This is a genomic window from Corynebacterium sp., from assembly GCF_030532715.1.
Taxonomy (GTDB): Bacteria; Actinomycetota; Actinomycetes; order Mycobacteriales; family Mycobacteriaceae; genus Corynebacterium.
Window position 1 is genome coordinate 92,397 of sequence record NZ_JAUNKO010000002.1, and the last position, 12,477, is coordinate 104,873.

General features: G+C 59.8%; 8 protein-coding genes and 1 pseudogene. 6 read left to right on the plus strand and 3 right to left on the minus strand.

Annotation, left to right across the window (positions count from 1 at the left end; translation table 11 throughout):
• Positions 1-289: 289 nt before the first annotated feature.
• The gene (locus tag Q4D83_RS03545) at positions 290-1,495 is read left to right on the plus strand and encodes a hypothetical protein (RefSeq protein ID WP_303173044.1); all 1,206 of its coding nucleotides are present in this window, start codon (positions 290-292) and stop codon (positions 1,493-1,495) included.
• Between the two features lie 67 nt (positions 1,496-1,562).
• Here the strand turns inward: Q4D83_RS03545 and Q4D83_RS03550 are convergent, their stop codons facing one another.
• Positions 1,563-4,400 carry an FAD-binding and (Fe-S)-binding domain-containing protein gene (locus tag Q4D83_RS03550; RefSeq protein ID WP_303173046.1) on the minus strand — a complete coding sequence of 946 codons (2,838 nt, stop codon included), beginning with the start codon at positions 4,398-4,400 and terminating at the stop codon, positions 1,563-1,565.
• Positions 4,401-5,234: 834 nt separating this feature from the next.
• Here Q4D83_RS03550 and Q4D83_RS03555 point away from each other — a divergent pair.
• Positions 5,235-5,639 carry a DoxX family protein gene (locus Q4D83_RS03555; RefSeq protein WP_303173048.1) on the plus strand — a complete coding sequence of 135 codons (405 nt, stop codon included), beginning with the start codon at positions 5,235-5,237 and terminating at the stop codon, positions 5,637-5,639.
• A gap of 14 nt (positions 5,640-5,653) precedes the next feature.
• On the plus strand, positions 5,654-6,304 hold the full coding sequence (locus Q4D83_RS03560; protein WP_303173581.1) for a zf-HC2 domain-containing protein: 651 nt from the start codon (positions 5,654-5,656) through the stop codon (positions 6,302-6,304).
• Here Q4D83_RS03560 and Q4D83_RS03565 read toward each other — a convergent pair.
• On the minus strand, positions 6,301-6,906 hold the full coding sequence (locus tag Q4D83_RS03565) for a TetR/AcrR family transcriptional regulator (protein WP_303173050.1): 606 nt from the start codon (positions 6,904-6,906) through the stop codon (positions 6,301-6,303). The two genes, Q4D83_RS03560 and Q4D83_RS03565, sit on opposite strands and share 4 nt — an antisense overlap.
• Positions 6,907-6,976: 70 nt before the next feature.
• On the opposite strand from Q4D83_RS03565, the gene Q4D83_RS03570 reads away from it, so the two are divergent.
• Entirely contained in the window at positions 6,977-8,128 is a 1,152-nt protein-coding gene (locus Q4D83_RS03570) for an alpha-amylase family protein (protein ID WP_303173053.1), read from the plus strand.
• A gap of 6 nt (positions 8,129-8,134) precedes the next feature.
• Here the strand turns inward: Q4D83_RS03570 and Q4D83_RS03575 are convergent, their stop codons facing one another.
• Positions 8,135-9,646, minus strand: coding sequence for a dolichyl-phosphate-mannose--protein mannosyltransferase (locus Q4D83_RS03575; protein WP_303173055.1), 1,512 nt, complete (start codon positions 9,644-9,646; stop codon positions 8,135-8,137).
• A 24-nt stretch (positions 9,647-9,670) separates the two neighbouring features.
• Between Q4D83_RS03575 and rsmI the strand changes: the two genes are divergently transcribed.
• A complete protein-coding gene (rsmI, locus tag Q4D83_RS03580; RefSeq protein WP_303173057.1) occupies positions 9,671-10,531 on the plus strand; it encodes a 16S rRNA (cytidine(1402)-2'-O)-methyltransferase in 861 nt (286 codons plus the stop codon).
• A gap of 224 nt (positions 10,532-10,755) precedes the next feature.
• Positions 10,756-12,423 (plus strand): annotated as a pseudogene (locus Q4D83_RS03585) (BCCT family transporter); the annotation flags it as partial.
• Between the last annotated feature and the right edge of the window lie 54 nt (positions 12,424-12,477).

Genomic DNA, 12,477 nt, shown 5'->3' on the forward strand with positions numbered 1-12,477 from the left:
CAGCAACCTTTTAGTGTCACTTGCAGCAATAATAAATAACTTACTGGGGTTGTCCCAGTATTTTTTGCGCGAGAGTCATGGCTGGAATCTAGGTTTCAGTAGGCGGGCGACACGCAGATTGATTGTGTGCAATGTGTTGTGTTGTGCCCGTGACGTGCTGTTGGCAAGTCTGATACGGTCTGTGGCGAGCCCGGCAGCAAGGTCGGTCTCAACTGGGGATAAGGCTCCCATGAGCCGTTTGAAAAACGTTTGAGTTTTGCCGGAAACCTATTGTTAAGGAACACGTACTGTGAAGATTTTCTCTCCTGTCGTTGGTCTGTATACAGCTTTACTGTTGTCCGCATCTGTGGTCACCGCGCCGTTGGCCGCAGCGGAACCCATGAACACGGTTGCCGAAAACGAACCCGCCGTAGTTGCGCCAGCTGACGCTGGAACCGCGACTGAACTGGACACCGTTGACGATCTGAAAAAAGCCTCTGGGCTTTCCGGCACGGTGAAGACGAAAGGCCACGCCAAAGCGGATGATGGTGCGGGCATGGAATTCTCCATCGAGGGGGAAAAGCCCGATGGCGTGCTCGGCAACATTGCAGTGCCGCTGGCGGACGGCAAGTGGGCAGTTCCCGCCAATCTTCCCACCAGCCCAAGCACGCCCGTGAACAATGCCGCGGTGGACGATGCCATCGCTCGTGCAGAGACGTTTGTCAACGCCGGACACGACCTGAAGTGGAACGATCGCGGGATGACGCCGCTGCACACCAGTGAAGTGGTGCATGAGAAGAGCCAAAAGCCCTACGCCATTTACTGTTCCGCGCTGATCGGCATGATCCTCAAGGGTTGGGATTATGAGCACACCACGTATGTGGCGGACAAGAACAGTGTGGTGGGTGCGGCTGCGGAACTCAGCAATGAAGCCGACAAGACCGACGTTGAAAACGATATGTGGCAGTCCAACAAGTTGGCGCGTTGGTTCTACACCGACGGCGACCTGTGGCTGAACGACGGCAATCAGAACTATGAGCGCGGCGACTTGTTGTTCCTTTCGGAGCAGAAGCCCGAAGGCAAGGACAGCAACACCGGTTCGTACTTTGGCAATATTTACCACGTGGCCATGTACATTGGCGATAACAAGGTCATTCACTCCTACAGCCCGGATTCTGATGGCGGCGTTGTCGTGCAGGATTTGAACGAGTATCTCAGCAATAACACCTCATTTATCGCCCGCCCGTCGTGGGATAAGGGCGGCGCTGGGAAGAAGTCCGACTCCTCCACCAACAAGGATGCGGGTAAGGATTCCAACAAGGACACCAACAAGGACACCAACAAGTGCGGTGCTCGCGGTGATCAGGGTGCCGCAGGTGACCCCAACGCCGCTGAAGGCGCTACCGACGATGCCGCTCACCAGGGCGGTGGTTGCAACCAGCAGGGCAACAACGACGATTCGGGGCGCGCGGAGCACCCGATTGGCGTTGAGCGTCAGGGGCAGCTTTCCCACTAACTAGTATGTGCAGACGCAACGGTATCGTCCCAGTGTTCGTGTCGCTGGGACGGTACCGTTCGTTGCGTTATTGGGTGTTCGGCAGGCGGGCGGCAAGTTCTTCCAGAACGTGCACGTATGTGTGCCCCGTGGCACGAGTCAGACCCAGCTCACATGTTCGGTTACAGGAGAGGAAGAGGTCCGGGTTCATACGTTTCACCGAACGCGCTTCGTCGCGGGTGGACGTGGCGGTCAGTTCCTCATGCAGCAGGCCGCGGTCGCCGGCGAATGCGCAGCAACGCCAACCATCCGGGATGATTGCTTCGTCTGCTACGAGCCCGGCGAGCATCATGAGTGCATCGTTGACGCCAAGGTGCGTGGATGAACATGTCGGGTGCACGGCCGCGCGGCGCGCCTTGTCCAGTGGAGGCAGCATTGGGGCGACGTAACGCGCCACCCATTCCGTCGCATCCATAACGTCTATGTTTTCGATGCCGGAGTTTTTCAACGCGACGATGATGCCCTCGGTGCAAGAGACGTTATCGCACACGAGGGGGATGCGGCCACCGTCGGTGTGCTCGACAATCCACGCCGTGAGCTTCTCCTTCATCACCTCATATCCTTGCGCCAACCCTTTCGATTTCCACGGGGTGCCGCAGCACAGTTGTTGCACGCCTTCCGGGGTGCTCAACACGCGTCCAGCGTAGCTTGCCAATTCCCGCAGCGATTTCTCGACGCCCATCCCGCACGCGTGACCGGATCCGAACATGGTGCCCACGCATGCCGGTAGGAAGATCGCATCCGGGTGTGTCGCGGGAGTCGGTTTGCGGAGTTTGCCGCCGCCGGGCAACTCCGGTGTCAACGTGGGGACGAGGTCTTCGCTGGTTGCTTTGCGCACCAGCCCGAGTGCGCCGCGCAACGGCGCTGTGGGGAGTGCGTGGGTGATATTCATGCCCACCGAAGCCGCCCCTAATACAGCACCCCAGTGCTCGGCGGCGACTTTCCAGCCTTTATCCAGGGCTTTCTTCTGGGTTTCGCGGCGCTTCTCGCGGATCAGATCGCCGGTGTTAATTTTCACGGGGCAGGCGGTAAGGCACATGCCGTCCACGGCGCAGGTTTGCACGACGTCGTAAACTTCCTGCTCCTTGAGGCGCTCGGCGAGTTCGTACGCGCCTGTTGCTTCACACGCCGCGATTGCTCGTTGGATGACGATGCGCTGACGCGGGGTCGTGGTCAAATGCTGCGATGGGCACACGGGTTCGCAATAGCCACATTCGACGCAATCGTCGATGAGTTCGCGGACTTCCTCCGTGGGCTTGATGTGCTTTAAGTGAAGTTGCGGATCATCCGTAATGATGGTGCCGGGGTTGAGAATCCGCTTTGGATCGCACGCATCTTTGATGTCCACCATTGCTTGGTACAGGTCGTCGCCATATTGGCGGCGCACGAACGGCGACATGATGCGCCCGGTCCCGTGCTCCGCCTTGAGGGTGCCCTGCTCACGCAACACCAAATCGACCATATCTTCGGTAAATGCATCGTAGCGGTTGAGGGAGGCGGGCCCAGCGAAATCTTCCGTGACTAGGAAGTGGATATTGCCGTTCTTGGCGTGACCGAAAATGACGGCACCGTCATAGTTGTGCTTGGTAAACAGGTCTTGCAATTCCGTGCACACACCACCGAGTTGCTCCATTGGCACGGCGATGTCCTCCAAGAGTGCCATCGTGCCCTTTGGGCGGTTGCGCATGATCTTGGTGTACAGGCCGTTGCGCATCACCCACATTTGGCCTCGGCGCTGTGCTTCGTTGGTCATTTCCGGGGCGGTTGACAATCCGGACAGTTTTTCGAAGGTGGCTTCGCCGGCGGCGATGCGTTCGCCGATGGTTTCGGTATCCATCGCTTGGTATTCGACCAAGAGGGAAGCGTGTTGATCCACCTGAAAACCGCGGGGTAGCACGGACGCCGCGTCTTCGCCCATGGCGCGGATAGACGCGGCGTCGATAAGCTCGACCACGTCGGCGCCCGAATACACCAGTGCGGGGAGGGCTTCGGTTGCGGCGTCGAGAGAATCGAACATGAGTAAGCCGGTTGCGGTGTGCTTAGGCACTGGCACGGTATTGAACACAGCTTCGGATACGAAGCCGAGTGTGCCTTCGGATCCGATCATAAGGTGCTCGAGGATCTTCGCCGGCGTGTCGAAGTCGAGGAAGGAATTGATGCCGTACCCCATGGTGTTTTTAATGGCGTAGCGGCGTTCAATGTCGGCGCGGTACTTGTCGCCACGCAGTGTGTCGCGTAGACGTTCGAGTACTTCAACGAGGTTTGGTTCGGCGGCGCGCAAAACGTCGTCGGCATTCGGGTCGGCGGTATTAACCACGGTCCCGCTTGGAAGCACGATGGTCATGGAATCGATCGTGCGGTAGGTGTTTGCGGTGATGCCGCAGCTCATGCCGGAGGAGTTGTTTGCGATCAGCCCGCCAATGGTACAGGCGATGGAGGAGGCTGGGTCTGGTCCAAGCTTTGAACCATAGCGCGCGAGTGTGGCGTTCACTTGGCCGATTGTCAGGCCCGGCTGTACTCGAACACGTTTCCCATTGTCGAGGACTTCCATGTTGCGGAAGTGGCGGCGTACATCCACGGTCAGACCTTCGGATAAGGCCTGGCCGGAAAGGCTGGTGCCCCCGCCGCGGAAGGTCAGAGGCCAACCCAGTTCGGCGGCGATCCGCATGGCCACGCCAACATCGGTTGGTGTTTTCGCACGCATGACCGCATCGGGGGTGTGAAGGTAGTGGGAGGCGTCCACGGCGAGGGCCATGCGGTCGAGCTCGCGGGTGCTTACGGCGTCGCTACCAAGGGCGTTGCGCAATGCCTCGAGGGCGGCGGCATTGCCCTCGGAGAGTAGTGATCTTGAGGTGGTGACGGACATGCTGTCAGTGCTCCGTTTCGTGCGGAAGAAGGCTGGTTTTGCGTGAAAAAGCTCTATAACCTGCACGATACTCACTACGCCCCGACATGCACATACGCCAAGGCAAACCTAAATAGCGATACGGTGCTGGTCAGGGTTGCCTTGACTGGGTTATTTTAGGTGGCTACTGAATTTTCGCCTCCCTCGTGCGGTCGGGACGGTCGGCATCGTTTTTCGCGGGCTCTGCGGTGTCGGCGATTGCTTGGAGCGCGGCGAGGTGCGATTCCAGCGCGGAGGCGTGTTGGGAAAGCGCTTTCCATTACAGCTAGATATTGCCGCTTTTCGACGCCGCGGCCAGCTCGCTCGTGCCGCTCCCTACCGCTAAGCGTGGCCTTGAATTCTCATCGATCGCACAATGGGAACCCAAACTCATAAATTCCTTGTGTAATAACTAAGCGGCAAAAACGAGTGATGCTTGGCCCGCTGCGTTGGGTGCAATCATGCTGCGGTTTTGGTGTTTTGGCCCACTTTGTCGAAGTACACTGGTCATACCAGTTGGTTTTCGGTAGATATGTGCGAACCTGCAATTCGCGTGCGTGTTGTTGGATGCGGCGCCGTTTATAGGGTTCACCTTGGGTATCTTATTCGTTGACAAAATAGGTGAGCAGCCCCGTTGGGGCGATATTCGCACGTAAATACAACTAAGCGGATACGCAATAATAGGGGACTCCCGCGCCAAGAAACGGGCTCGAAATGTGGGAAATTAAGGAAAATTTCCCCAGGTAGGTGTGCCGGTCTGGGGGTGTTGAAGTTTCGCTACTCCGTTACGCGCGTAGAGCAGGTAACCTCGTCTGCATGGATAAACCGGTTGTCAGGGATGGAGCGCTGCTCTTTTTGCGGCTCGTACTCGGCATGATCTTTATTGCGCATGGCTGGGATCGCATGTTCGTCATGGGTGTTGTAGAAAACACCGGCCAGTTCAGTGCCGCGGGGGTGCCGCAGCCGGAGCTTTCAACGTGGATCGTGTCGCTGTCCGAGCTCATCGGTGGCTCGCTGCTTGTTGTGGGGTTTTTGTGCACGTTTGTGGCGGGCGCCATGGCTTTGCTCATGGCTGCTGCGACGTATTTTGTCCACCTTAACCACGGTTTATTTATTGCTCAAGGTGGTTTTGAATACACCCTTGTGCTTGTGGCGGCTCTGTTTATTATCGTGGTGTTTGGAAGTGGTCGCGCCAGTATTGACGGGGTGCTCAACAGGTGATTAGCTGTTCGCAAGTGCAGGACGCTTTGTCCGCGCGGTGCGATGGGGAACGTACTGGCATGCCAGATGACGTGATTGATGCTCACGTGTCCGGTTGCGCGGAGTGCCAAGCATTTGCGAACAGTTTGGAACGTGTGAATCGTTCGTTGGGGATTGATGCGGCGGGGGATTCGATTGGTGCTGCCCCGGATCTTTCTGCGGTGATTTTAGCGGGGGTGGAGCCGCAGCGGCGTCGGCAAGCGAAATCGTACGCAGTTGGGTTGGCGTTTTCCAGGGTGGGGTTGGGTGTGCTTGGTTTGGCGTATGTTGGCTGGGCTGTTGCGTTGCTTGGCCGCACGGGCCAGGTGCTCGCTGAGGAGGAGCAATTGGCGGGGCTGCTTGTCGACGCCGCCGCTGTCCGGCTAGCGCTAGCCTTCGGGTTGTTGTTCGCGGCGTGGCGTCCGGCGGCGACCTCGGGGTTGCTTCCCGTCTACGGCGCCTTGTGGGCGTTTTCGTTTGGGTTCGCCACGCGTGAGGTGGTGCTGGGGTTGTTGAACTTCCAGGATGTGCTTGGTTTAGCCTTGTTGCTGGTCAGCGTCATTGTGATGTTGTCTACTTGGCTGCATAACGTTGGGTTTTCCGCCTTTGGTCGCGCGTGGCGGGCGTTGACTGCGCAGCCGAATTAGTGCCGCCAGTCGCCGAGGGCGCCTTGGAGTGCGCCGAGGGCGGCGTCGATAAGCAGGTGGCGGTGGTCCTCGGGGCGGCCGGCGTGCAGCCAGGTGGCGGTGGCGGTGCTTAAGAAGCCGCAAAAGCCGTGGACGGCGGCGATATCGCGAAAATTGTGGGTGCCGCCAATGTAGTTTGCGATGGTCTCTACCACGCGTGCTTCGTGCTGGGTGCGGGCTTCGGTGGCCAGCGCGGGTTCGGGTCGGGGATGCGCAAACACAAGCGCCCATTCGAGGGACAGTTCGGTGACGAGGCTGGTGTAGCAAAGGAGCCAAATTCGCACGCGTTCCCGGGCGCTTTGCTGGGGGTCGTCCGCAGCTTGGTGGCGCCGGTGGAGTTCGGAAAAGTTTTCGTTTAGCAGGTGGGTGTAGAGTCCGGCTTTCGTGCCAAAGTACTTGTGCACGAGGGCCTCCGAGCTGCCGGAGTCGGCGGCGATTTGGGCGACGGAGACGTCCTCGTACGCGGCGTTGGCGAACGCTTTTTGCGCGGCGCTGGTGATGATTGCGCGCCGAGCTTCTGGGGTGAGTCGAGTGCGGATTCGCGCTGCGGGTTCGTCGGGCATGTTGACACTTTAGCCGGTTGGTGAGGTATAGTCACTAAGCGTTAGTGAGTCGGAATTACTAAGGAATGTTATGCGTATTGTTTGGCACGTTTACCCACTCGGCTTTACCGGTGCCCCCGTGCGCCCGACCCCAGCGCAGCGGGAGCTCACGCATCGGCTGCGCCAGCTCGAATCATGGCTGGATTACGCCGCAGACCTGGGCGTAAACACCCTGCAACTTGGGCCGATCTTTGCGGCAGCCACTCACGGCTATGACACCATCGACCACTACACCATCGACCCTCGCCTCGGCACGAACGAAGACTTCGATGCCTTCATCGCGGCCGCCCAGGCGCGGGGTTTTGGAGTGGTGCTCGACGGGGTATTTAACCACGTGGCTGTCGAACACCCCCTCGCCAAAGCTGGTCTTACCACCGGCGCTGTCTTCGAGGGGCATCAGGATCTGGTGGAGCTGGATCACCAGCGCCCCGAAGTGATCGCATACATAGCTGACGTGATGAACTATTGGTTGGATCGCGGGGTGACCGGCTGGCGGTTGGACGCCGCCTACGCCGTCGCCCCGGAAGTGTGGGCGAAGGTTTTGCCGCAGGTGCGGCAACGACACCCGGATGCCTGGTTTGTTGGCGAAATGATCCATGGTGATTACAACGAATATGTGGCCGCCTCGGGGCTTGACGCAATCACCCAATATGAATTGTGGAAAGCCATTTGGAGCAGCTTGAAAGACCGCAACTTCTTCGAATTGGATTGGTGCTTGCAGCGCAACAACAAGTTGCAGTTCGTGCCCATGACGTTTGTGGGCAACCACGATGTCACCCGCATTGTCAGTACGCTGGGTGACCGCTACGCCGCGTTTGCATTGCTGATTCTTTGTACGGTTGGCGGCGAGCCCAGCATCTATTACGGTGATGAACAGGCGTTTCGTGGGGTGAAGGAGGAACGAGTTGGCGGGGATGACGCCGTCCGCCCTGCCTTCCCCGCAACCCCTGAACATTTGGCGCCGTACGGTTGGTGGATGTACGAATTGCACCAACGACTCTTGCGTTTCCGCGCTGCGCGGCCGTGGCTGGCACGCGCCACAACGCACGCCGTGCAGCTTGAGAATACGCGTTATGTGTTTGAGGTGCGTGGGCCGCAGGGGGAGCAGGTGTTGGTTAACCTCGACCTCGATGCGAACCGGGCGTTCGTGACGGAAGGCGGCAATGAAGTATTGGCGGTGTAGGGAAGCTTACCGCCAGCTAGGCAGCCACATGAGTTGGTCAAACCAGGCGTTGGGTATTTGGAATCCGTACAGGATCGGCGAAAAGTAAATGAATTGCCCGACGATAAACGCTGAGTATGCGGCGGCTGCCCATCGGCCTTTGGTTCCACTGCGGGCGGCTAGCCCAAGAGCCCAAGCCAATATCACGATGGTGAACGGCACCAGCGCGATGGCGTAGAAGAAGTACATTTGCCGGTCGTAGGCCAGCATCCAGGGGATAAAGCCGGCGAGGAATCCGACGATGGGGATGCTGAACAAGCGTTCTCGATGAATGATGAATCGCCACGTCGCCCACAGGAGCAACGGTACGGTGAGCCACCAAATGGCGGGCGTGCCAAATAGGTAAATGGCGGTGCGGCATTGGGTGTCGCCACAGGGGGTATCAGAGGCGGAAAGGTACAGCACTGGCCGGCTTGCTACCAGCCACGACCAGGGTTTGGACTCCCACGGGTGGTTGTGCCCGCTCGAGGTGGTCAGTGAGGCATGGAAGGAAAGCACTGTTTGGTGGTAGTGGATCCACCCGGCGAGTGCTTCGGGCAGCCAGTGCAGCGGGGAATCGTCGGCGATGGTGCCGTCGGAGGCGGCGTGCCGGTACACGCCGGTTTCGGAGGCGAACCACGCCCGCCAGCTCCACACATAGACAGCGATTGGCAGCAGCACCAGTGATGCGAACGCGGGGAACGCGTCGAAACTGAGGGTATTGACCAGCGCTTTCCGCTGGTATTTTCGGCGCAACATGAGGTCCAGCGCCACGCACAGCACCCCGAAAAACGCCATGTAATACAGCCCGGACCATTTGACGGACAATGCGCACCCCAGGCAGACCCCCATGGTGAAGCGCCACCACCGCCAGCCGAACACAAAGCGCGGCTGCGCGGCGTTGCGGCCTTCGCGGTGCCAGTCGGCGATCCGCGCGGCCATCGCTTTATGGTCGCGGACCAGGCAGTACGCTGCCGCCACGATAAACAACACTTGGAAAATGTCGAGCATGCCGAAACGCGAGGCGACGAGGAGCACGCCGTCGCAAATCGCGATAATGCCGGCGAGTACGCCGACGATGCGGGAGCCGGAGAGTTGCCGCGCCAACGCCATAATGAGGAGGACGGTGAGGGCGCCAAACAGTGCCGTCATGAAGCGCCACCCGAGCGGGGTGTATCCGAAGATCATTTCCCCTATCGCGATGAGTTGCTTCGCCAGCGGCGGGTGCACCACGAGCCCAAACCCGGGGTTGGATTCGATGCCTCCGGTGATTGGGTCGGTCGCCGTGACCACCATGTCCCACGCCTGCGGAACGTAGTGTTTTTCGTCGAACACGGGGGTGTTTCCGCTGGTTGCTCGGCCGAGTCCAATAAACCTTGTGGCGAAGGCCAGGATTGCTACCACCGCGTTCGTCAGCAGGTCAAACTGCGGTTGTTTCCGCTTGCGGCGGGTGCGCGGCGCGGAGCGGGGCCGTCGGGTGCGTTGCTGGCTGTCAATCACTCTGTTGATTGTAGGGTGTGGTGCATGAACACTCATCACCAAACACACCTCGACGAGTTGCCGCACGGCGTGATCATCGCGGCGACCCCGCTTGGCAATATTCACGACGCTTCGCCTCGCCTGCGGCAAGCGTTGGCACAGGCGGACGTGATTGCTGCTGAGGATACGCGCCGCACCCGGAATCTGGCGGCGGCGTTGGGGGTGGAGATTCGTGGGCGCGTGTTGTCCAATTTTGATCACAATGAGCAGACTCGCGTCCAACAACTCTTGGAGGTTGCGCGCCACGGGTCGGTGCTGGTGGTGACTGACGCCGGTATGCCGAGCGTGTCCGACCCAGGGTTCGCGCTTATCGACGCCGCGCACACCCACGGCATCCCTGTCACCTGCTTTCCCGGGCCTTCCGCTGTGCCCACCGCGTTGGCATTGTCAGGGCTGCCGGTGGGGAAGTTTTGCTTTGAGGGCTTCGCCCCGCGCAAGGATGGGGCGCGGCGGAACTGGTTGGAGGAGTTGCGCACCGAGCGGCGCGCGGTGTGCTTTTTTGAATCACCGCACAGGTTAGCGGAGACGTTGGCGGTGGCGGCCGAGGTGCTTGGCGGGGAGCGGCAGGCGGCGGTCGCGCGCGAGCTGACCAAAATGTTTGAGCAGGTGCGGCGCGGCAGTTTGGCCGAGTTGGCGCAGTGGGCGGCCGAGGGAGTGAAAGGCGAAATCACGGTGGTGATTGAGGGCGCGCGTCCCGCGGCGGAGGATGTGGCGTCGCTGGTGCCCATGGTGGTGGAGCGCGTGGCGGCGGGCGAACGGCTAAAAGCCGTGTGTACGGAATTGGCGGCGCGGTACAAAGTGAGCAAAAAAGAACTCTACGACGCCGCCGTTACGGCCCGAGACTAAATTGTTACAGTTTTGTAATCGAGTGGTGTAAAAGTCGCAAATATACTGGCGCCTTCGTGCGTCACGAATAGGTAACATGGCCATGTTTTGGAGGCAAATGTGAAGCGTACAGCTTGAACTTGGCCGCAGAGGGCTACCAAGGTGGAAGCATGACTACCTCCGATGTAACCCACTCCGAAGAAGTCTCGGCAGGCGCCGGGCCTGCTGCGGCGTCGACAAGCGAAATGTCGGCGACGCAACAGCTCGCCGCGATGCTTGACAATCCCGTTACCCACATTCCCGAAGAGCCCGAAATAGTCCTGGAGGGAGAGGACAACGAGGCCGGCATTAACTGGCTGGTTGTACTGCCCTCGATGGCCGTGGTGCTGGGCGTCGTGGTGTGGGGTTTAGCGGCACCGATGCAATTTTCGAACTTCGCCTCCGGAGCTCTGGCCTTCGTGGTGCAGAACTTTGGTTGGGCGTTTGTGTTCTTCGGCACGGTGTTCGTGCTGTTTATCGTGGCGATTGCCGCGAGCAAATTCGGCAATATCAGACTTGGACGCGACGACGAAGCGCCTGAGTTTTCCTCCTTCTCGTGGACTGCGATGATGTTCGCGGCCGGCATGGGGATCGGCTTGATGTTCTACGGCACGACCGAGCCGCTGACCTTCTACCGCAATGGGGTGCCGGAGCACCAGCCCAACGAAGTTGGCTCCGCGTTCGCCACCACACTGTTCCACTGGACGCTGCACCCGTGGGCCGTGTATGCGATCGTGGGCTTGTCCATTGCATATTCCACCTTCCGTATCGGGCGCAAGCAATTGATGAGCTCTGCGTTTATTCCATTAATCGGCGCACGCGCGGCAGAAGGGTTTACTGGGCGCCTTATCGACGGCCTCTCGATCATCGCTACCGTGTTCGGTACCGCGGCGTCGCTGGGGTTGGGTGCGTTGCAGATCGGTGCCGGGTTGGATCGCACTGGTTTGATTGCTAATCCTTCGATCCGCACCCTCGTAATGATCGTCCTTATCCTCGCACTCGCGTTCGTGCTTTCCGCGGTTTCCGGTGTCGGGCGTGGCATTCAGTACATCTCCAACGCGAACATGGTGTTGGCCGCAATCTTGGCGATCTTCGTGTTCGTCATGGGGCCGACCGTGGTGCTGCTCAACATGGTGCCCACCGCAGTGGGCAACTACTTCCAAACCTTTTTCGAAATGGCGGCCCGCACCGCCGACTCCGCGGACGGTACCGCCGGCCCGTGGCTGTCCAGCTGGACCATCTTCTACTGGGCCTGGTGGATTTCCTGGAGCCCCTTCGTAGGTATGTTCTTGGCGCGCATTTCCCGGGGCCGCACCATCCGCGAATTCATTATCGGCGTGATGGTTGTTCCGTCCGCGCTCTCCGTAGTCTGGTTTGCCATCTTTGGCGGCACTGCCATCCACATGGAGCAGCTGGACCAGTCCATCTGGGGTGAGGGCGATGCCAAGCGTCAACTGTTCGACCTGTTGTACTCCCTGCCGGGCGGCGCGATCGCCGCAATCGTGGCGATGATCCTGCTGGCCACGTTCTTTATCACCTCCGCGGACTCCGCCTCCACGGTCATGGGCTCACTCAGCCAACATGGGCGCCTCGACGCGGACCGGTGGGTGGTAGCCGTGTGGGGCTGCCTCACCGCAGCCATTGGTATCACGCTGCTCGTCTCCGGTGGTAACGATGCGTTGAGCAACCTGCAAAGCGTGACCATTATCGCGGCCAGCCCGTTCCTGTTGGTGCTCATCGGCTTGATGGTGGCATTGGTACGTGGCCTGTCCGACGACCCGCTCTACCTAGACCACAAGTCCCAGCAGAAGTGGGCGATGAAGCTTGCCCGCGAACGCCGCATTCACGCGGAGCATGAGGCGCGCCGCCGCGCCGCCGCAGCGCGCAAGGCGCGGTTGCAGCACCACCAGCCGCGACGGAAAAAGCCG

Bases quoted from the DNA above. Each gene is read 5' to 3' on its own strand.
- Q4D83_RS03565 (WP_303173050.1), bottom strand. From the start codon at position 6,906: ATGCCCGACGAACCCGCAGCGCGAATCCGCACTCGACTCACCCCAGAA.
- rsmI (WP_303173057.1), top strand. From the start codon at position 9,671: ATGAACACTCATCACCAAACACACCTCGACGAGTTGCCGCACGGCGTG.
- Q4D83_RS03555 (WP_303173048.1), top strand. From the start codon at position 5,235: ATGGATAAACCGGTTGTCAGGGATGGAGCGCTGCTCTTTTTGCGGCTC.
- Q4D83_RS03570 (WP_303173053.1), top strand. From the start codon at position 6,977: ATGCGTATTGTTTGGCACGTTTACCCACTCGGCTTTACCGGTGCCCCC.
- Q4D83_RS03550 (WP_303173046.1), bottom strand. From the start codon at position 4,400: ATGTCCGTCACCACCTCAAGATCACTACTCTCCGAGGGCAATGCCGCC.